The following is a 20,837-nucleotide window of genomic DNA, read 5'->3' as shown; positions in this document are numbered from 1 at the left end:
CCTTGAACAATAACCCGGGACCTTGCACAGGCAATTTTCCTGTTCAAGGTCCCGGGTTGTTGTTCACAGTCCCCGGACGGCATGCGATCCCCCGGAGCGGCCGTTGATGAAGTCCTTGTGTACTTCGCAGAGCGTCGGGTACGGGGTGCAGAAGTGGACGTCTGGATCGGGCAGGATGGGGTTTATGGATTCGACGGAGCGTGACCGGGTGGAGACGCCGATCTCCGCTGAGATGACGGAGCCTGAACACCAGCCGGCGGAGAGCCCGGTGGAGCAGGCGGATCCCGTGGCGCAAGCGGATCCGGCCGAGCAGCTGGTGGGGAAGGCTGTGGTGGTGGAGCGGGGGGTGCTGGAGCGCCTGGTCGGGGGGACGTACCACGATCCGCATCAGGTGCTTGGGCCGCATTTGGGGGAAGGCGCGGTCACGTTGCGGGTGTTACGGCCGTTCGCGAGTTCGGTGACGGCCGTGTACGACGGTGAGCGGGTCGGGCTGGAGCACGAGTTCGACGGGATCTGGATCGGCGTACTCGAGGTCGACAAGGTGCCCGACTACCGGCTCGAGGTCACCTACACCGACGGGCCCGCGGTCGAGGTCGACGACCCGTACCGCTATCTCCCGTCGCTCGGCGAGATGGACCTGCACCTGATCGGCGAGGGCCGGCACGAGCAGCTCTGGACCGTCCTCGGCGCCCACGTACGCCGGTACGACGGCCCGACCGGCACCGTCACCGGCACCTCGTTCGCGGTCTGGGCGCCGAACGCGCAAGGGATCCGGCTGACCGCGGACTTCAACTTCTGGGACGGCCGCGCGCACCCGATGCGGACGATGGGTTCCAGCGGCGTCTGGGAGCTGTTCGTCCCCGGTGTCGGCCCGGGCACGCGGTACAAGTTCGACATCTGCGGCCGCGACGGGGTCTGGCGGCAGAAGGCCGACCCGATGGCGAACCTGGCCGAGACTCCGCCGGCGAACGCGTCGGTCGTGCACGAGTCGAAGTACGAGTGGAACGACGCGGCCTGGCTCGAGCAGCGCGCCGCGGCCCAGGCGTACCGCGAACCGATGAGCGTCTACGAGGTCCACCTCGGCTCCTGGCGGAAGGGCAGGACCTATCGCGAGCTGGCCGACGAGTTGGTTGCCTACGTCACCGATCTCGGGTTCACCCATGTCGAGCTGATGCCGGTGATGGAGCACCCGTTCGGCGGATCGTGGGGGTACCAGGTCACCTCGTACTTCGCCCCGACGTCCCGGTTCGGCGACCCCGACGACTTCCGCCACCTGGTCGATCGGCTGCACCAGGCGGGCATCGGCGTGCTCGTCGACTGGGTGCCGGCCCACTTCCCCAAGGACGCCTGGGCGCTGGCCCGGTTCGACGGCACCCCGCTCTACGAGCACCCGGACCCGCGCCGCGGCGAGCAGCCGGACTGGGGCACGCTGGTGTTCGACTTCGGCCGCCCCCAGGTCCGCAACTTCCTGGTCGCGAACGCGATCTACTGGGCCGAGGAGTTCCACATCGACGGCCTGCGGGTGGACGCGGTCGCCTCGATGCTCTACCTGGACTACTCCCGCAACGAGGGCGAGTGGGTGCCGAACCAGTACGGCGGCCGGGAGAACCTGGAGGCCGTCTCGTTCCTGCAGGAGATGAACGCGACCCTCTACAAGCGGGTCCCGGGCGTGATCACCGTGGCCGAGGAGTCCACCTCCTGGCCGGGCGTCACCCGGGCCACGCATCTGGGCGGTCTCGGCTTCGGCTTCAAGTGGAACATGGGCTGGATGAACGACTCGCTACGCTATCTGGAGCACGAGCCGATCCACCGGCAGTACCACCATCACGAGATGACGTTCTCGATGATGTACGCGTACTCGGAGAACTTCGTCCTGCCGCTGTCCCACGATGAAGTCGTGCACGGCAAGGGTTCGCTGCTGCGCAAGATGCCGGGCGACCGCTGGCAGCAGCTGGCCAACCTGCGCGCGTACCTGGCGACGATGTGGGCGCACCCGGGCAAGCAGTTGCTCTTCATGGGCGGCGAGTTCGGCCAGGAGTCGGAGTGGTCCGAGAAGGGCGAGCTCGACTGGTGGCTGCTGGACCACGCCGACCACCAGGGCCTGCTGCAACTGGTCAAGGACCTGAACCACACGTACCGCGAGACCAAGGCGCTGTGGGGCGCGGACCACATCCCCGAGCGGTTCTCCTGGATCGACGCCAACGACGCCGGCAACAACGTCTTCAGTTTCATCCGGTACGGCGAGGAGGGTGAACCCACCCTCGCCTGCGTGGTGAACTTCTCCGCCCTCCCGCACCACGGGTACCGGGTCGGCCTGCCGTTCGGCGGTTTCTGGCAGGAGGTCATCAACACCGACGCCACCCTGTACGGCGGATCGGGTGTCGGCAACTTCGGCGGTTTCCACGCGAACGGCCTCGGCTGGCACGGCCTCACCAGCAGCGCCGAGATCTCGGTCCCACCTCTCGGCGCTGTCTGGCTACGCCACGACGGCCAGTCGTCCTCAGAGCACTAGAGAACGATCAGCGTGAACGGATAGGTGTAAGCCGCGTCCACCGGCCGCCCAGTGCTGCCGGTGGAGGCGCCGACCGTCCAGCGCGGACGCCGGCACCACCAGCTCGTTCGGACCGGCCGCGGTGGTGGTCCCGAGCCCTTTGATCTCCTGGCCGGTCGCCTCCATGGCGATCCCGTTCGGGATACCGGCCGGCTCGGTCCAGGTGATCCGGATCTTCCCGTCCACCCAGGCCAGTTGGACGTTCGACGCGGTCGAGCCCGTCGGTACGGCGTGCGCCACCCCCGGCACCGTCAGCCCACCCACCACGGCCAACGCCGCCAATGACTTCTTCAGCATCTGTTCCCCCAGTCTGCTCGATCACCCCGGAAGTCGAGGCACCCGTTGGACGACCGAGCAGACTCAAAAGGTGGAGCCGGACTCCGAGATCACCTGATCGTGACCGAGAAGGTGCCGCTGTAGACCGGGTCCACCTTCAGCCCAGTACTCGTCGTACTGCCTGGCACCCACCAGCGGAACTGGGTCGCGCCGCGGCGATACCAGTTGAACGCGATCAGCCCGCGACCGGCGTACAGGGACTTCCACGTCAACCCCTGCCACGCGCCGCTCGCGTTCTTGAACTGCAACGCGGCCCGCTGCGATCCGGCCGGGTCGACCCAGAGGTACGCCTGCGGCTTGGTCCCATACGGGATCACCGGCTGGATGAACTTGGCCGACACGACGCGGGTCGTGGACTTCACCAGCTTCACGGTCGAGGTGCTGCCGTATCGGGCGCTGTTGCCGCCAATAGAGGCAGGCACGACCGTCCGGTACTCCCGCGCACCTGGATTGCGGACGGCGAAGGTGTACTTGCCGCCTTCGATCGTCTTCGTGAGGCCGACGACGTACCACGGTCCGGCGCTGGAGTTACGCGCCTGCAGGATGACCTGATCGCCACCGCCCTGCCACCCATCGACCTCCTGACACGCCGGCGGCCGACCCGACTGGTAGATCCACCGGCTGGACACCGTGCCGGTCAATGTGGTCGTCGCGCCATACGGCGTGGAGGCGGGTGCGGTCAAGGTGATCGACGTGGTGGCGACCTCAGCTCCCGGGTTGTACTGGCCGCCCGGATTCCACTCGTTGACCGTGCGCAGGATCATGCTGTATGGCTTGTTCCGGTTGGCGATCACCCCGCTCGGGATCGTTGTCGCCGGCAACCTGATCTGGCCGCAGTCCATCACCGTGTGTGGAAGTTCGTCGAGGAGTAACTCCGGCACGTAGCGCAGTGGCTGGTCGACGTCGAGCGGGTCGTTCGGGGTGGTGTCCGTCCCCGGCTCGGGCGGCACCGTCCAACGGAGTCCGCCGTCCGCCGTGAAGGCGAGGCTGGGACTCGGAGTCGATCGGATGTAGCGATCGAAGTCGGCCGAGCGGGCCTCGTCACCCATCGGCTCGGACACCACGATGCGGCCCACCGCCGCCGGATCGCCGTTCGGGACCAGGCTCCAGCGGTCGATAAGGACTTCGTTCGGGGCGTCGGCCGGGATGATCCGCAGTTGCCGATCCGGCAGACCCGGCCGTTCGAACGTGATCGTGTTCGGGGCGGGTGTGGCCTCGGTCCAGGTGATCCGGATGTTCTCGTAGGTGGTGTCAGCCCAGGCCAGTCGAACGCCGCCGGCGAAGATGTCGACCGGCGCGGGCGGAGTGGCTCCGAGACTGCCCAGAAGACCCAGCATCGCGAGGGAATGTGTCAGCATGTCAGGTCCTTCCTCAGCGGACGGTCAGGGAGAAGGGGCTGCTGTAGACGGGGTCGACCACCAGCCCGGTGCTCGTGGTGCTCCCCGGCACCCACCACCGGAACTGGACGCTGCCTCGCCGGTTCCATGGGAAGGAGACCAGCCCGCGACCGGCGTACAAGGTCTTGTAGGTCAGGCCCTGCCACGCCCCACTCGCGTTCTTGAACTGCAGCGCCGCCTTCTGCGTCCCGGCCGGATCCACCCACAGATATGCCTGCGGCCTTGTCCCCAACGAGATCACCGGCTGGACGAACTTGGCCGACACGAGGCGGGTTGTCGCCCGGACGGTCAAGCTCGCGGCAGCGCCGTACTGGAAACCATTGATCCATGAGGTGTCGGGCCGAACCACCCGGTACTCGCGGCCGCCGGGGTTCTTCACCGTCGCGGTGTATCTGCCGTAGACGTCGGTCTTGAGGTTGCCGACGACGTACCAGGGCGACGTACTGGAGTTGCGGCCTTGCAGTACGAGTGGCTCGTTCGGCAGGAGGTAGCTGGTCTCCTTGCAGACGTCCGCGGCGTTCATCGTGATGTACCGGTACCGGACCTCACCAGTGAGCTGCAGAGCCGATCCGTACGGCGTCGAGGACGGGCCCGTGACCGTCAGACCGGTCGTGGCGATCGTGCCGCCGAATTCATCACTCGCTCCGCGCGGATTCCACTCATTGGCGGTGCCGATCGTGACGTCACTGGGCTTGCCCTGCTCAGGGATCAGCCCGGAATCCTCGCTCGTCGTCGGCAACCTCAGCTCGCCGCAGTCCCCGACCACGCGCGGCTGCATGTCCAGCACCAACCTGGGCGTGTACTTCGTCGTGCCGGCGAGGTCGAGTGGATCGTTCGGCGTCGTGTCGGGCTGCTCGGCCGGCAACGTCCAGCGCAGCGAGCGATCCGGCGCCAGGGCCAGGTTCGGCGCGGATCCCTGCCGGAGGTACCGGTCGAACGAGACCGACCGGGCCTCGTTGCCCGCCGGGTCCGCGACCACGATCTGCGCGCTCTCGTTGCTGGTCTTGTAGCCCAGGTAACTGGTGTTGATCAGCGCCTCGTTCGGAGCCGTCGCCGCGACCGAGCCGAGCGGCAGCGGTTCCTCCCACCACCCGACCTCGAGCCGCAGCGTGTTCGCCACCGGCGCGGTCTCGGTCCAGGTCACGCGGATCTTGGTGTGGGTGGCATCCGCCCACCCGATCGTCACTTCGTCAACCGCGACGGCCGCCATCGCTTGTGTGCTCAGTGCTTGTGGACTCAGGAGCAGGACAACGCTCGCTGCCAATGATCTCTTCAGCATGAAAGCCCCCAGGTGTCTGTCTCTACTCCTCTCTCGATGCAGGGGCCCGCGCGGAAGTTGCGAATCAGCGAACAGTCAACGTGAAGATGCCGCTGTAGGTGGCGTCGGCGGTTGGGGTGGCGGGGACCCACCAGCGGAACTGGGTGGCGCCGCGGCGGTTCCAGGAGTACGTGGCGATGCCGCGGCCGGCGTACAGGGTCTTGTACATGACGCCCTGCCAGACACCGCTGGCGTTCTTGAACTGCAGCGCCGCCTGCTGCGTCCCGGCCGGGTCGACCCAGAGGTAGGCCTGCGGCTTGGTGCCGTAGGTGATCACCGGCTGGATGAACTTCGCCGACACGACGCGCGTGATCGCACGGACCGCTCTGCTCGCGGTCGGTGCGGCGCCGTGCGCGGCCGCGCCGACCCCGCCGGTGTTCGCGGGGACGACTCGGTACTCGCGGTGGCCCGGGTTCTTCACGACCGCGGTGTACTTGCCGGTGGCGTCGGTCTTGGTGGTGCCGACCACTGTCCACGCCGCCGTGCTCGACGTCCGCTGCTGCAGCACGACCGACTGGTTCGGCACTCCAATGGTCGCCTCGTCGCAGATCGGGTCGCTGGGCGGGCCGCTGATCTGGAGCGATCGACCGGTGACCTGCCCGGTGATCGTCGTGTTCCCGCCGTACGGCGAGCTGGCGGGCGCGCTGATCGTCGCCGATGTGGCCAGCCTGACGTTGGCCACCGGTCCGAGGCGCGCACCCCATTCGTTGTCGGGGTTCACGGACAGCTCGTACGGCTGCCCGTTGGGCGCGACCACGCCGGTCGTCGTACTGGTAGTCGCGACGTCCTCGTTCTGGCACGCCGATCCTGCCGACGCCGGATCGGGGTCGAGCCGGCGGATCACCAGGTAGCGGAGCTGACTCGGCACGTCGAGCGGGTCGTCCTGGACACTATTTGGGCTGGCCGGTATCGACCAGCTGATCTGGTTGTCGGCGGTGAACGACACCGTCACACCCGACGGCTGGTACAGGAATCTGTCGAAGTCGGCTGACCTGGCCGATGTCTCGCCGTCCGCCGCGACCACGATCCAGCTCTTCGCGGCCGGGTCCGCGGTGCTGCTGTGGCCGGCCGAATCGAGGAGGCTGGCCGAGTCGATGATGAACTCGTTGTCGGCCCCCACCGGGCTCACGCCGAACTCGGTGGTCACCGGGCTGCCGCTGGTCCCCAGCGAGAGCGTGTTGGCGACCGGAGTGGTCTCGGTCCAGGTGATCTTGATGTTGGTGTGCTCGGCGTCCGCCCATTCGACCTGGACGGCGCTGATCGCCGCGGCCTTCCGGGTATCGGCCTGCGCGACCTGGCCGGTCACTCCCCCAAGCAGCGCCACCGAACCGGCCAGCGCGATAGATCTCTTCAGCATCCGGGTGTCCTCTCGCCTCTGCTCTGCCTCGATGCGTCACCCGGGGGGAAGGTTGCGGTCCAGTGTGCACGGTTCTCCGTCGGCCGGGAAGGGGGTAGGTCGGGGCCGTGTAACGTTCAGGCGTGACTGGTGTGCCGCCGCAACCCACCCTTACTGACGGTGAACTGACCCTACGGCCGTGGCGGGACGAGGACATCGACATCGCGCACGGGCTGGCGGACGATGAGCTGGCCCGCTGGTTCGACCTCCCGGCCGAGGCACCCCGATCCCGCCTGGCGGAGGCGGTCAAGCGCTGGCAGCGGGGGTACGACGACGACCGGTCGGTGGTGAACTTCGTCGTCGAGCTCGCCGGCGAGACCGGTCCGGTCGGCTCGGTCCAGGTCCAGCAGCTCGCGACCGGGGTCGGCGGGGTCACCTGGGCGACGTACAAGCCGTACCGGGGCCGGCGGATCGCCCAGCGCGCGGTCCGGTTGCTGGTGGTCTACGCATTCGGCGAGCTCGGCCTCGAACGGTTGCAGGTCGAGGTGGACCCGGAGAACCGCGCGTCCACCCGGGTCGCGATCCGCTCGGGCTTCCGCCGAGAGGGCCTGCTCCGCGGCGGCGCCGTACTGCGTGGTGAACGGCGCGACGTGGCCGTCTACGGACTGCGCTGGGACGATCCACGTGCCGACAGTCTGTCCGGTTGGACCGCGCTGATGGACTCGGTGCTGCCGAAGAAACGCGTGATCGCGCACGTCGTGGTCCGCGACACCGAGGGCCGCGTACTGCTCTGCAAGGTCAGCTACAAGAAGGACCTGGAACTCCCCGGCGGCGTGGTCGAGCCGGACGAGGATCCGGCGACCGGCGCGAGCCGCGAGATGGAGGAGGAACTCGGCGTCGCGCTCCCGATCGCCGGTGTCCTCGCGATCGACTGGCTGCCGCGCTGGGAGGGCTGGGGCGACGCGATCGAGATCCTGTACGACGGGGGCGTCCACGAGCCCGACCTGATCGACCGGCTGCACCCCGACGGCCGCGAGATCCTCGGCCTCGCCTGGCACCGACCCACGGAGCTGGCCGGCCTGGTCTCGCCCCTCAACCAACGCCGACTGCCCACCCTGCTGGCCGACCCCACCAGCCTGCACAACCTGCGCGACGGCGTCCCGTACTGAGCTGGGGTTATTTCACCAGCCGGAGCGTCAGCGGGTATCGGTACTCGCGCCCGCCGGACGCCGCGACCGTCGCCAGGATGATGACGACCAGAGCGGCGATCACCCCGATGAACGCCGCCGGGATCACGATCAGGATGCCGAGGCCGAACGTGATCGCGACCAGGATCGCCGCAACGATGCCGTAGATCAGCAGCGAGATCTGGAAGTTCAGCGACTCCAGCGCGTGCCGGCGGACGAAGTCGGACCGGTCCCGGTAGACCAGCCAGACCACCAGCGGGCACAGGAACCCCATCGCGAACCAGGCCGCGACCAGCGAGCCGATGTGGGCGATCATGCTCCACGTCCGCTCTTCGGAGGGCGACAACGGAGTTCCCTGCCGCGGGTAACTCATACTCCAGTCAAGCACTCGGCGCGGCCGACAGCAACGACGCTCGCCGCCTGTGCAGGAACCGCCTTTCAGCCTCGTTCACGGTCAGCGCGATCGCCTCGTCGTACGCCCGCACCGCCTCGTCGGGCCGGCCCAGCCGCGCCAGTACGTCGGCCCGCGCGGCCGGCAGGTAGGCGTACGACTTCAGTGCCGACTGGTTGCCCAGAGCATCGAGCTCCCGGAGTACGGCGGTCAGGTCGGCCCCCGGTACCAAGCTGTGCGCGGCCGCCCGGTTGAGCTCGACGATCGGGGACGGCCAGCCGACCAGCATCGCGTCGTACATCCGGACCACCTGAGTCCAGTCGGTCCGCTCCCAGGACGGCGCGGTCACGTGCAACCCGGCGATCGCGGCCTGCAAGGCGAACCGCCCGTGTCCCTGCTGCAGCGCAGCCGTCGCGCGCGACACGCCTTCCGCGATCATCCGCGCGTCCCACCTGGAGCGGTCCTGGTCGGCGAGCAGGACGAGTTCGCCGTCCTGACTCACCCGGGCGTTACCGCGTGCCTGCGTCATCAACAGCAACCCGAGCAGCGCCTGCGGTTCCGGTTCGGCCGGCATCAACCGAACCAGCAACCGCGCCAACCCGATCGCCCGCCCGGTCAGATCGGTCCGGGTCAGCTCCGGCCCCGCCGCAACGTGACCGGCCGTGTAGACCAGGTGCACCACCGTCAGTACGGCGTCCAGCCGGGCGGGCAACTCCTCATCCGTGGGGATCCGGTACGGGATACCGGCGGCCGCGATCTTCTTCTTCGCCCGGGTGATCCGCGCGGCCGCCGTCGCCTCGCTGATCAGCAACCCCGCGGCCACCTCGCGGGTGGTCAACCCGCAGATCAACCGCAACGTCAACGCCACCTGCGAATCCCGCGCCAGCGCCGGGTGGCAACAGGTGAACACCAACCGCAACGGATCCGTCGGCCGCTCGTCGTCCTCCGCCGCGACCGGATCCTCGATCAGCAACGGCAACTTCCGCCGCAGCGTCGTCTCCCGCCGCAGCCGGTCCAGCGCCAACCGCCGCACCACCGTGACCAGCCAGCCGGCCGGATTCTCCGGTACCCCGTCCGGCCAGGCCCGCAACGCCCGGACGAACGCGTCCTGCGCGCAGTCCTCGGCCAGATCCAGATCCCGGGTCACCCGGACGGCGGCCGTCAGCACCGTGGCCCAGTACTCCCGATGCGCCCCCTCCACCCAGGAGGCAACCTCCCGAGCACTACTCCCCACCCACCCCACCTCCTTTCCCGCCTCGCCCCGCACCCCACGCCCCACGCCCCGCGCCCCGCGCCCCGTGCTAGGCGCACCGCGCACCGCGCCCGGCGCCGTGCGCACCCCACCTTGCGGTTTGCGCCTTGTGCACCAGCGCTCCGCGCACGACGCCTGCGGACGGTCAGGCCGGCGCCGACGTACCGTCCCCGGTCGGGATCACCGGGCGTACCTCGATATTCGGCGACGGGCACAGCTTCGCCAGCGCCAGCGCCTGGTCGAGGTCCTTGCACTCGATGATGTAGAACCCGCCGAGCCCCTCCTTGGTCTCGATGAACGGCCCATCCGTGACGAGCGGCTCGCCATCACCCTGCCGCACCGTGCTCGCCGTCGACGACCGGTCCAGCGCCTCCCCACCCAGCACGCTCGCCCCGGCCGCGACCACCGCCGCCGTGAACTCCCCGTGCAGCTCCATCTGCCGCTGCCACTCCTCCGGGGTGACCTGGTCGTACCAGTCCTCGTTGTCGAACAGCAGGAACATGTACTGCGCCATCACGCGCTCCCTTGTCTCGGGGTTCTTCTGACATCTTCCTGACGATCGGCCGCCGTGGGAATCGACAGGCCGCACCGGCAACTTTCCGTGCGCTCCACGTAACCCGTCGTACCGGGCTACTGTTGAGGAGTCGCTCAACAAGGAGGCATCAGTGGAACACCTGGATGTCCTGGTCGTCGGCGCGGGCCTGTCCGGTATCGGCGCCGCCTACCGTCTGCAGACCCAGAGCCCGCAGCGCTCGTACGCCGTACTCGAAGCGCGCCCGGATCTCGGCGGCACCTGGGACCTGTTCCGCTATCCCACCCCACCCAGTACGTCCACGCCCGCCCCAACCATCCCACCACCCGCCCCGATCCCCACCCGCCCCGGCAACCACCCAGCCCCGCGCACCAGCCAGCCCCGCACACCAGCCAGCCCCGCACATCCACCCGCCCCGCAGCCAGCACCCAGTGCCAGCGCCGGCGCACCACCCGGGCCCCCGAACACCACCCGCCCGCCTCCACACCCTCAGCCCCATCACGCCCGCCGCCCCACCACACGCCCCCGCTTTGAGCACCCACCAACGACCCAATCGCCGAATCCGTGACCACCCGGTGCTCAAGCCGCCCGCGCGATCCGGCTTTGAGCACCCACCAACGACCCAATCGCCGAATCCGTGACCACCCGGTGCTCAAGCCGCCCCCGCGATCCGGCTTTGAGCACCCGTCAGCCGCCAGATCTCCGAAATCGTGCCCGCCGGGTGCTCAAAGTGGCCGACCCAGCGGCGAACCTGGCCAGCCTCATCGCGCTCGCCGGGTACCACCTAGCTGGGGATGGGTGCGGGGGGAGGCGGTCCTGCGTAGCGAGCGGCGGGGCGGATGATCTTGTTGTCGGCGGACTGTTCGAGGATGTTGGCGGTCCAGCCGATCACCCGGCTGACGGCGAACGTCGGGGTGAACATGCTGCGCGGCAGACCGCAGAGCTCCATCACAACGCCGGCGTAGAACTCCACATTGGCGTACAGGTTGCGACCGGGCTTGAGTTCGGCAAGCACCTCGACGATGCGGCGTTCGACGGTGGTTGCGAAGTCGACCAGTTCGCCGCCGAGCGACTGCGCGATCTCCCGCAGCATCAGCGACCGCGGATCCTCGGTCCGATAGACGGCGTGCCCGAATCCCATGATGCGGTCGCCCGCGGTGACCTTCGCTCGGACCCATTCGTCGATGCGGTCCGGAGTACCGATCTCGTCGAGGCTTGCGAGTGCCCGATCCGGCGCACCGCCGTGCAGCGGTCCGGAGAACGCACCGATCGCGCCGGCAACCGCAGAGACGACGTCCGCACCGGTCGAGGCGATCACGCGCGCTGTGAAGGTCGACGCGTTGAACCCATGGTCGATCGTGGCGATCAGATAGTGCTCGATCGCGCGCGCGTCAGCCGCACTGGGTTCGCGACCCGTGACAAGGTACAACCAGTTCGCCGCAGCGGCCAGATCGGCCCGCGGTTCCAACGGCTCCGCGCCCTCGCGCAATCTGTACAGCGCAGCAAGGATCGTCGGCGTCACCGCGCAGACGAGCATCGCGTCCGCCTTCCGACGATCCGCATCGGCATCCCACAACGGCGGAAGCTGACGAGCGGCAGCCAGCACCGACAGCGCAGTACGGAGCCCAGCGAGCGGATTGAACTCCGGCCCCGCCGCAGCAACCGCCGGCAAGATCTCCCGTACTTCGGACGGCAGCACCCGCAACGGCGCCAACTCCTCGACGAACCGGTCCCGCTCCTCGGCCGTCGGCAGCCGCCCCTCGAACATCAGGAACCAGACATCCTCCACCGTCTTCGACTTCGCCAGGTCGATCGCGGAGTACTGCCGGTAGTGGTAGAAGCCCTCCTGCCCGCGGACGTCACCCAGCTCGGTCTCGGTGACGATGACGTTGCGCAGCCCGGGCGGAACCTCAAGAGGTTGATCCACATTGACTGACATGGATTCAGAGTTGATCTATTGATCAAGTATTGTCAATGTTGATCAAGTCAATATGAAGGCCTGCGGGAGCGTGGCATGACGCAGTCGAGTGACGAGAATTACCTGACCACGGCCGAGGTCGCCGACCGGCTGAAGGTGAAGCCGGAGACGATCTACGCCTACGTCAGCCGCGGCCTGCTCACCAGCCGCCGGGCCCGCGGCCGGCGCGGCAGCCTGTTCGCAGAGGCGGATGTCGAACGCCTCGCCAGCCGAAGCGTCGACCACCCCGGCGCGATCGAACGCATCGAATCCAAGCTGACCCTCCTCACCGACGATGAGCTCTACTACCGAGGCCACCCCGTCCGCGCCCTAGCCACCACCCAAACCGTCGAGTCCGTCGCAAGACTCCTCTGGAGCGGCGAACCCGACCGAGAAACCGATGTGCTCCCCGGACTGCTCGCCGCCACGCGCCGAGATCGGGCCGGCGGGGCTGCTGGAACACGACGCCCCGGCTCGCAAGACCTTGACCTCCCCGCAGCGATGCGCCGGGGTAGGGCTGGCGGAGTACCACTCACCGGCTCGGCCGATTCGGACATGCGAGAGGGCCGGGCTGGCGGGGCCGCACGGGTGTCACGCACCGGCTCGGCCGATTCGGACATGCGAGAGGGCCGGGCTGGCGGGGCCGCACGGGTGTCACGCACCGGCTCGGCCGATCCGGACATGCGAGAGGGCCGGGCTGGCGAGGCGGCACGGGTGTCACGCACCGGCTCGGCCGATCCGGAGCCGCGAGAGGTTCAGGTGGGGGGTGGTAGTGGGGTTGTGGAGCCGTTTCCGGCACCGCGGGAGGGGGTGGAGTTGGCTCGGGCGGCGATGGCGGTTGCGCCGGCGGGGGCTCGGTTGACGGACAAGTTGCGGATCGCGGTGGCGGTGTTGGGGGCGGGCGATCCGTTGCGGTTTGATCTGGCGCCGCATTCGGTCGAGGTGGCGGCGAGTCGGCTGCTCGGCGTACTGGTGACGGCGTTGCCGGGGCCTGCGGGCAAGGGGAGTTTTGGCGGGCGGTTGTGGCCGAAGCTGTCGACGAAGCGGCCGGCGCGACCGGAACTGCTGGATGCCGCAGTCATCCTCCTCGCTGACCACGGCTTGGCGGTATCCACCATCGCAGCACGGGTCGCGGCAAGCGCTCGAGCCAACCTGTACGCCGTGGTGTCGGCGGGGCTGGGCGCGCTCGACGGACATCTTCATGGGGCGGCGACCACGCTGGCGTACGAGTTCCTTGGCCGAGCGCTCGAGGATCCCGTGCGGGCGCTGTCGGATCAGCTGCGCTCGGGTGAACCGGTACCCGGTTTCGGCCACAAGCTCTACCAGAACCGCGACCCCCGAGCCGAAGTACTCCTAGAACTGCTGGGCGACACCCCGGTCGTCGAAACCGTGCAGACCCTCACCGCCCAACTCCCCGGCTTCCCGAACAGCGACCTGGCCGTCGCGGCGATGATGCACGCCCACAACTTCCGCCCCGACGCCGGCGAAGCGTTGTTCGCCCTGGCCCGAATCATCGGCTGGACCGCCCACGCCCTGGAGGAGTACGCCCAACCCGCCCTCCGCTTCCGCCCCGAAGGCATCTACACCGGCCAATCCACCCAACCAACCTGAACCAGCTGCGGCCTGGCGTACGGACGGACAGGAAGTAGTCGGCCGCCGAGGCGTTAACCGGCAGGCATCAGGCGTGAATCGCAGCCGGTGAAGGGACTACCTGCTGTCGACCGGTACAGCTCACGGGGCAGTTCGCCGCTGCCAGATCACCCGCAGCCGAGCGGGCGGGACTCCGCTGCTAGCCGGGCGGCAGGACGATCGGCGACGACAGTGGGCGTACCTGCACCACTCAGCAACCACCCCAAACCCGCTCTCCGCGACGCCGCACAGGCGTGGGAGGCGAAGGCTCGGCACAGTTAGTGAGTGGTGGGTGTTCGCGCGACGACAAGCCAGGCGGAGGCAGCAGCCGGCGAGGCGCACGGCGGGACGATCAGCGACGGCGGACAACAGGCAGCAGCACAGTCAGCGACGACGGACGGCGGACGGCGGACGGCAGGCGGCAGTCGGCCGGTCGGCGGTCGGCGGTCGGCGGGAGGCGGCGGGCGGCGGTGATCGGACCGCCAGCCCATCACAATCGCGCTGCCACGCTCCCGCGCACCCGAACTGAGCCTGATCCAGTCCTGCCTGGCTTGCGGTTGATGGGCTGGCGGTCCGGTGCACCGCCCGCGGCACCGCGGCGGCAAGGTGGTGGCTGGGCCCGGCGGGGTGGTGGCTGATGATGGCGTACGGATGGACAGGAGGTGGTCGGTCGGAGGGGTGTTTAGGGGCGGGCGTCAGGCGTGGGGTGCTGTCGGGGAAGGGGTTACTGCCTGTCGGTCGTACAGGGTGGGTGGTTAGTTGTCGTACAGGTGGGGGACTTGTACGATCTGTGGGCATGACCGCCAGTGGTAGTGATCGGGTTCGGCATGTTCGGTTGGCTTCTGTGGTTTTGCCGCTGGAGCAGGCAATTAGTGATGCGAAGGTGTTGACCGGGCGGCAGCGGCCGATGACTGAGATCGTGTTTTTGTTCGCGGAGATCAGTACCGAGCAGGATCAGCACGGGATCGGGTTCAGTTACTCCAAGCGGGCCGGTGGGCCGGCGCAGTATGCGCATGCGAAGGAGATCGCGGGCGATCTGATCGGCGAGGATCCGTCGGACATCGGGAAGATTTACGACAAGCTGCTCTGGGCCGGGGCATCGGTGGGGCGGTCCGGGGTTGCCACTCAGGCGATCGCGGCGATCGACATCGCGTTGTGGGATCTCAAGGCGAAGCGGGCGGGGCTTCCGCTGGCGAAGTTGCTCGGGGCTCACCGCGACTCGGTTCGGGCGTACAACACGTCCGGTGGATTCCTGCATGCGCCGATCGAGGAGATCAAGGAGCGCGCGACCAAGTCGCTGGCCGCGGGGATCGGCGGGATCAAGATCAAGGTCGGCCAGCCCGATACCCGCGCGGATCTCCAACGGGTGCAGGCGATTCGCGAGCACCTCGGGGACGACGTACCGCTGATGGTCGACGCCAACCAGCAATGGGATCGGCCCACCGCGCTCCGGATCGGGCGGACGCTCGAGCAGTTCGGACTGGTCTGGATCGAGGAACCGCTCGACGCGTACGACGCCGAGGGGCACGCCCAACTCGCCGCCGAACTCGACACCCCGATCGCCACCGGTGAGATGCTCGGCAGCGTCACCGAACACCTGCGGCTGATCGATGCGCGGGCGGCCGACATCATCCAGCCGGACGCGCCGCGGATCGGCGGGATCACGCCGTTCCTCCGGCTAGCCACGTTGGCCGATCACCATGGTCTCCAGTTGGCGCCGCACTTCGCGATGGAGATCCACCTGCACCTGGCCGCGGCGTACCCGAGGGAGCCGTGGGTCGAGCACTTCGAGTGGCTCGATCCGTTGTTCAACGAGCGGCTGGAGACGCTGGACGGCCGGATGCTGGTACCGGACCGCCCCGGCCTCGGCTTCACCACCAGCGACCAGTGCCAAGCCTGGACCGTGGACTCCGTCGAGTACGGGACCCGATGAAGGCGCGATGACTGAGCTGGATCGGGATACCGGGCGCGGGCTTGCGCAGGAGCTGGTCGAGCGGCTCAAGGAGAAGATTCTCGGCGGCGAGATCGAGCCGGGCCGGAAGTTGCCGGCCGAGAGTTCGCTGATGGCGGAGTACGCCGTCAGCCGGACTGTGGTCCGTGAGGCGATCTCGCGGCTGCAGGCGGCGGGGCTGGTGGAGACGTTCCAGGGCCGCGGCTCGTTCGTGCTGGCGTTGCCCGAGGCAACCACATTCGAGCCGACCAGGATCCGCTCGCACCGCGACGTCCTCGACCTGCTCGACTTCCGGATCGGCGTCGAGACCGAAGCCGCCGGGCTCGCCGCGCACCGTCGTACCGAACACCAGCTCAAGGCGATCGAACGCGCGCTCAAAACCTTCAAGCGGGCCGCGGGCAACCCGGCGCGAGCGGTCGAGGCCGACTTCGCGTTCCATCTCAAGATCGCCGCGGCGTCCGGGAATCGCTTCTACACCGAGCTGCTCGGCTCCCTCGGGCCGATGATGATCATGCTCCCCCGCACCCGCCTCGACCCGTCCTACGAGCTCACCGACGCCACCCATTTCACCCGCGTCACGCTCGAACACGAGAACATCCACGACGCCATCGCCCGCGCCGACGCCGAGGCCGCCCGGGCAGCCGTCCGCGTCCACCTCTCCAACTCCCGGCACCGCCTGAAACAGCCCTAATTGCTCACCGACGCGAATGGGGATCGCTCACCAGCGTGCGGTGTTCGGCGAGAAGGATGGGTCGAAGCGGCGCAGGTACGACGTGTCGTCACGCCCCCGTATCCCGCAGCTCAGGTACTGCTCATGCAACCGCCCAACAGCGTCCTCGTCCAACTCGACCCCCAACCCCGGCCCGGACGGCACCCGGACACTCCCACCCACGAAGTCCAGAACGCCCGGCTTGATCAGGTCCTCGGTCTTCCACGGGTAGTGCGTGTCGCACGCATACGTGAGGTTCGGCGTCGCCGCGGCCAAATGGGTCATCGCCGCGAGGCTGACCCCGAGATGCGAGTTGCTGTGCATCGACAACCCCATCCCGAACGTCTCGCAGATCCCCGCCAGCAACCGCGATCGCCGCAGCCCACCCCAGTAGTGATGGTCGGACAGCACGACCTGCACCGCGTCGGCAAGCACGGCCGGCTTCAAGTGGTCGAAGGCGATCACGCACATGTTCGTCGCCAGCGGGAGCTCCGTCTGCCGGGCGACCTCGGCCATCCCGCCGATCCCCGGCGTCGGGTCCTCGAGGTACTCGATCAAACCCTCCAAGGATTTCGCCACCCGCACCGACGTCGAAGGCGTCCAAGCCCCATTGGGATCGATCCGCAGCGAGTGCTCCGGGAACGCCGCGGCCAGCGCCTTGACCGCCTCGATCTCCTGCTCCGGCGCGAACACCCCGCCCTTGAGCTTGATCGCGGTGAACCCGTACTCGTCCACCATCCGCCGCGCCTGCGCCACGATCCCGTCCGAATCGAGAGCCTCCCCCCACGAGTCGCCCGCACGCCCCGGATGCGCCACCCACTTGTAGAACAAGTACGCGCTGAACGGCACCTCAGGCCGTACCACGCCGCCCAGCAGATCCGCGACCGGACGCCCCAGCTCCTTCCCTTGGATGTCCAGCAACGCAACCTCAAACGGCGAAAGAACCACATCCGCCGGATCCTGCACCGCCAGCATCCCGCCGAACGCCGCACCCCGACCGTTGCCCAGCACATCGATCACGATCCGACGCAGACCGTTCAAGTCGTAGACGTCCAGACCGACAACCGCCGAGGCCACAGCACCAAGCCGAGCCAGATGCGCATCATCCGCATATGTCTCCCCCAGCCCGACCAGCCCGTCATCCGTCCGCACCTGGACGAGCGCCCGCAACGCGAACGGCTCGTGCACGCCGACCACGTTCAGCAGCGGCGGATCGGCGAACGCGACCGGGGTGACGACCACACCAGCGACTCTGCTCACAAGCTCCTCCGTTGCCTCTTCAGCACGATCTTCACCAACGGCAGCACCAGTACGACGACCAACAGCCCCAGCACCGTCCCGGAAATCGGCCGGGTCACGAACCCGGTCACATCACCCTCGAAGATCAACAGCGACTGCCGTACTGCGATCTCGAGCACGCTGCCGAGCACGAACGCCAGCACCAGCGGACCCGGCTCGAACCCGAACTTCTTCATCAGGTACCCGACCACACCGAACACGATCACCAGGAAGATGTCGAACACCTGGTTGTTCACCGTATAGACCCCGAGCAACGTGATCAGCACGGTGATCGGGGCCAGGATCGCCGGCCGGATCCGGAGGATCTTCACGAACACGCCGACCAACGGGATGCTCATGATCAGCAGCAGCACGTTCCCGACGTACATCGAGTTGATCACGCCCCAGAACAGGTCCGGGTGCTCAGACACCAACTGCGGGCCGGGCGGGATCCCCTGGATCAGCAGGGCGCCGAACATCAACGCCATCGTCGCGTTCGCCGGGATGCCCAGCGTCAGCAGCGGGATGAACGACGACGTCGCAGCCGCGTTGTTCGCGGTCTCCGGCGCGGCCACACCCTCGATCGCGCCGTGGCCGAACCGTTCGGGCTGCTTCGCGCGCCGCTTCTCGACGGCGTACGCGACCAGGGAAGACAAGGTGGCGCCACCGCCCGGCAGCACTCCGAGGACGAAGCCGATCACCGAACCGCGGCCGATCGCACCTCGGGCCTGCCGTAGTTCCGACCGGGATGGCCACACGTTGGCAACTTTCGCCGGTACCTGCACCCGGGTGTGCCGTTCCTCCAGGTTGTAGAGGATCTCGCCGAGCCCGAAGAGGCCCATCGCGATCGGCACGAAGTCGATGCCGTCGGCAAGATTCAGGCTGTCGAACGTGAACCGGCTCGCCCCGGTGAACGTGTCCCGGCCGACCGTTGCCAGCAGCAATCCGATGCCGGCGGCAATGACCGACTTCAGTTTGCCGCCGCGGCCGACTGTCGCGACCAGCAGGACTCCGAGCAGCGCGAGCGCGGCGTACTCCGGCGGCCCGAAGTCGAGCGCGACCTCGGCCACGATCGGGGCGAGCAGGCTCAGCCCGATGATCGAGATCGTGCCGCCGATGAACGACCCGATCGCGGCGATGCCGAGCGCCGTACCGGCCTTGCCTTGCCGGGCCAGGGCGTACCCGTCGAACACGGTGACCACCGAGGACGCCTCGCCGGGTAGGCGGAGCAGCACGGACGTGATGGTGCCGCCGTACTGCGCGCCGTAGAAGATGCCGGCCAGCATGATGATGGCGGCCACCGGCTCCACGCCGTACGTGATCGGCAGCAGGATCGCGATGGTCGCCGCCGGGCCGAGACCGGGCAGCACGCCGATCAGCATGCCGATGACGACACCGGCCAGGCAGTACAGCAGGTTCGCCGGTTCGAGGACGACGCCGAAGCCGTCGAGCACGGGGTTCAGGAAGTCCATCTCACACCAGCCGCGGCAAGGGGATCTGGAGCGCCGTCACGAACAGCAGGTGGAACGCGACCACCGTCACCACACTGATCACGATCGACGACCGCCACGACTCCTTGCCCAGGAACCGCAGCCAGACGAACGTCAGCAACAGCGAGGGAATCTCGAACCCGATCAACGGCATCGCCACCGCCAGCAACACCAGCGTGACGACCGCGACGACCACCAGCAGACTGGCCCGGTTGAACCGCTCGCTGTCGAGCGCCTGCCGACCGATGATCGCCAGCACCACCGACAGCAGAGTGATCACCACACTGATGACGAACGGCCACAACCCCGGCCCAGGTTCGGTCAACCGCCCCAACCCGAGTCGCCACGACCCAATCAAACCGGCCACTCCAAGCAGGGCAGCGACCAGCGCAGCCGTCAGCTGCGACCACGCCCCAGCCGGCGGCGGCCGCTCCTCTTCAACCGGCCGCTCCTCTTCGTACGAAGCGTCCATGGCCTAGGCGCTGCCGAGCTTGATGCCGTATTGCTCGACCTGTCCCTTGTACTTGGAAGTCGAGTCGCCCAGCATCTTCTGGACCTCGCTCGGCGGCACCTCGATCGGAGTGAGGAAGTTCGCCTCGTTGAACTTCTTGTACGCGTCGGTGGCGAACGTCTTCTTGGCCGCGTCGAACAGCTTGCTCTTCACCTCCTCCGGCGTCCCCTTCGGCGCGGTGAGGAACCGGTACTGCGAAACCACGACGTCGAACCCTTGTTCCTTGGCGGTCGGCACGTCCGGCAGATACTTGATCCGCTCACCCGAGAACACCGCCAGCGGAACGAGCTTGCCCGCCTTCACGTTCTCGATCCCCTCACCGAGCTGGAAGGTCGCGACGTCCACCTGACGGCCAAGCAGCGCGGTCATCGCGGGCGCACCGCCGTCGAACGGCACGTCGGTCGACGGGATGCCGGCCACCTTGAAGGTGAGCGCGGACGCCAATTGAGCGCCCGTACCGACCCCGGTCGTGCCGTACTTGATCGTCTTCCCGGCCTTCTTCAGGTCGGCGATCGTCTTGTACCCCGAGTCGGCGTGCGCGGCGAGCATGTAGTCGTCCTGCGAAACGCCACCGATCAGGTCGAAGTCGTCGATCTTCACCGCCTCGGCCGCGGACACGGCCAGCGGGGTGATGGTGAACAGCGACGCGTTCTGGACGGCGATCTTGTAGCCGTCGGCCGGGGCGGACTGCAGTTCCTTGGCGTTCAGCGCGCCGTTCGCACCGGGCTTGTTCACCACCGGGACCGAGACGCCGAGCTCCTTGCCGAGACCCTCGGCGATCGCGCGGGTGATCAGGTCGGTACTGCCACCAGGCGAAGCACCGACACTCATCTGGATGTTCCCGGTCGGATAGTTGCCCTCGGCACCGCCACCCGACGACGTGGTCTTCACCCCGCCGCATCCGGCGAGCAGCGCCGCCACAGTCAGGCCGAGACACACTCTTACCCGTACGGATTTCATTCTGGATCCCTCCTTCGGGCCCCGTCGCGAGACCGACCGATTCCGAGGGAGC

General features: G+C 68.1%; 18 protein-coding genes. 6 read left to right on the top strand and 12 right to left on the bottom strand.

Annotation, left to right across the window (positions count from 1 at the left end; genetic code table 11):
• Positions 1-184 precede the first annotated feature (184 nt).
• Positions 185-2,512 (top strand): 1,4-alpha-glucan branching protein GlgB, encoded by a 2,328-nt coding sequence (glgB, locus tag EV643_RS06215; protein WP_133798988.1) that lies wholly within the window; start codon positions 185-187, stop codon positions 2,510-2,512.
• On the opposite strand, the gene EV643_RS06210 is transcribed toward glgB, so the two are convergent.
• The 4 genes from EV643_RS06210 to EV643_RS06195 all read right to left on the bottom strand — a co-directional run bounded on the left by EV643_RS06210 (position 2,501) and on the right by EV643_RS06195 (position 6,959).
• The gene (locus EV643_RS06210; protein WP_133798987.1) at positions 2,501-2,848 is read right to left on the bottom strand and encodes a hypothetical protein; all 348 of its coding nucleotides are present in this window, start codon (positions 2,846-2,848) and stop codon (positions 2,501-2,503) included. The genes glgB and EV643_RS06210 overlap by 12 nt on opposite strands.
• Positions 2,849-2,937: 89 nt before the next feature.
• Complete coding sequence (locus EV643_RS06205; protein ID WP_133798986.1) at positions 2,938-4,245, bottom strand: hypothetical protein; 1,308 nt, start codon at positions 4,243-4,245, stop codon at positions 2,938-2,940.
• Positions 4,246-4,258: 13 nt separating this feature from the next.
• Entirely contained in the window at positions 4,259-5,494 is a 1,236-nt protein-coding gene (locus EV643_RS06200) for a hypothetical protein (protein WP_238165387.1), read from the bottom strand.
• A gap of 133 nt (positions 5,495-5,627) precedes the next feature.
• Positions 5,628-6,959, bottom strand: coding sequence for a hypothetical protein (locus EV643_RS06195; protein WP_133798984.1), 1,332 nt, complete (start codon positions 6,957-6,959; stop codon positions 5,628-5,630).
• 122 nt (positions 6,960-7,081) lie between these two features.
• On the opposite strand from EV643_RS06195, the gene EV643_RS06190 reads away from it, so the two are divergent.
• The gene (locus EV643_RS06190; RefSeq protein ID WP_238165386.1) at positions 7,082-8,107 is read left to right on the top strand and encodes an NUDIX hydrolase; all 1,026 of its coding nucleotides are present in this window, start codon (positions 7,082-7,084) and stop codon (positions 8,105-8,107) included.
• A gap of 7 nt (positions 8,108-8,114) precedes the next feature.
• Here the strand turns inward: EV643_RS06190 and EV643_RS06185 are convergent, their stop codons facing one another.
• From EV643_RS06185 to EV643_RS06175, 3 genes are all read right to left on the bottom strand, one after another.
• Positions 8,115-8,471 carry a DUF4870 domain-containing protein gene (locus tag EV643_RS06185; RefSeq protein WP_238165385.1) on the bottom strand — a complete coding sequence of 119 codons (357 nt, stop codon included), beginning with the start codon at positions 8,469-8,471 and terminating at the stop codon, positions 8,115-8,117.
• A 34-nt stretch (positions 8,472-8,505) separates the two neighbouring features.
• Complete coding sequence (locus EV643_RS06180; protein ID WP_133798982.1) at positions 8,506-9,750, bottom strand: RNA polymerase sigma factor; 1,245 nt, start codon at positions 9,748-9,750, stop codon at positions 8,506-8,508.
• A gap of 163 nt (positions 9,751-9,913) precedes the next feature.
• A complete protein-coding gene (locus EV643_RS06175; RefSeq protein WP_133798981.1) occupies positions 9,914-10,282 on the bottom strand; it encodes a YciI family protein in 369 nt (122 codons plus the stop codon).
• A 151-nt stretch (positions 10,283-10,433) separates the two neighbouring features.
• On the opposite strand from EV643_RS06175, the gene EV643_RS46840 reads away from it, so the two are divergent.
• Complete coding sequence (locus EV643_RS46840; RefSeq protein WP_370452225.1) at positions 10,434-10,868, top strand: NAD(P)-binding protein; 435 nt, start codon at positions 10,434-10,436, stop codon at positions 10,866-10,868.
• Between the two features lie 216 nt (positions 10,869-11,084).
• On the opposite strand, the gene EV643_RS06165 is transcribed toward EV643_RS46840, so the two are convergent.
• Positions 11,085-12,239 carry a citrate/2-methylcitrate synthase gene (locus EV643_RS06165; protein WP_133798980.1) on the bottom strand — a complete coding sequence of 385 codons (1,155 nt, stop codon included), beginning with the start codon at positions 12,237-12,239 and terminating at the stop codon, positions 11,085-11,087.
• Positions 12,240-12,314: 75 nt separating this feature from the next.
• Here EV643_RS06165 and EV643_RS06155 point away from each other — a divergent pair, with 75 nt between their 5' ends.
• The 3 genes from EV643_RS06155 (at position 12,315) to EV643_RS06145 (ending at position 16,528) form a co-directional block, all read left to right on the top strand.
• Positions 12,315-13,868 (top strand): citrate synthase, encoded by a 1,554-nt coding sequence (locus tag EV643_RS06155; RefSeq protein WP_238165384.1) that lies wholly within the window; start codon positions 12,315-12,317, stop codon positions 13,866-13,868.
• A gap of 814 nt (positions 13,869-14,682) precedes the next feature.
• On the top strand, positions 14,683-15,819 hold the full coding sequence (locus EV643_RS06150; RefSeq protein ID WP_133798979.1) for an L-talarate/galactarate dehydratase: 1,137 nt from the start codon (positions 14,683-14,685) through the stop codon (positions 15,817-15,819).
• A gap of 7 nt (positions 15,820-15,826) precedes the next feature.
• On the top strand, positions 15,827-16,528 hold the full coding sequence (locus EV643_RS06145) for a FadR/GntR family transcriptional regulator (protein ID WP_133798978.1): 702 nt from the start codon (positions 15,827-15,829) through the stop codon (positions 16,526-16,528).
• A 27-nt stretch (positions 16,529-16,555) separates the two neighbouring features.
• On the opposite strand, the gene EV643_RS06140 is transcribed toward EV643_RS06145, so the two are convergent.
• The 4 genes from EV643_RS06140 to EV643_RS06125 are packed head-to-tail and all read right to left on the bottom strand — an operon-like array spanning position 16,556 to position 20,785.
• Positions 16,556-17,806, bottom strand: coding sequence for a glucarate dehydratase family protein (locus EV643_RS06140; RefSeq protein WP_133798977.1), 1,251 nt, complete (start codon positions 17,804-17,806; stop codon positions 16,556-16,558).
• On the bottom strand, positions 17,803-19,296 hold the full coding sequence (locus EV643_RS06135) for a tripartite tricarboxylate transporter permease (RefSeq protein ID WP_133798976.1): 1,494 nt from the start codon (positions 19,294-19,296) through the stop codon (positions 17,803-17,805). The genes EV643_RS06140 and EV643_RS06135 overlap by 4 nt, the downstream gene beginning before the upstream one ends.
• Before the next feature lies 1 nt (position 19,297).
• Positions 19,298-19,786, bottom strand: a complete 489-nt coding sequence (locus tag EV643_RS06130) for a tripartite tricarboxylate transporter TctB family protein (RefSeq protein WP_133798975.1) — start codon at positions 19,784-19,786, stop codon at positions 19,298-19,300.
• Positions 19,787-19,789: 3 nt separating this feature from the next.
• Complete coding sequence (locus tag EV643_RS06125; protein WP_133798974.1) at positions 19,790-20,785, bottom strand: Bug family tripartite tricarboxylate transporter substrate binding protein; 996 nt, start codon at positions 20,783-20,785, stop codon at positions 19,790-19,792.
• Positions 20,786-20,837: the final 52 nt, after the last annotated feature.

Origin of the sequence: Kribbella caucasensis (genome assembly GCF_004361855.1) — a bacterium.
GTDB lineage: Bacteria > Actinomycetota > Actinomycetes > Propionibacteriales > Kribbellaceae > Kribbella > Kribbella caucasensis.
This window is presented reverse-complemented; position numbering and strand designations above follow the sequence as displayed.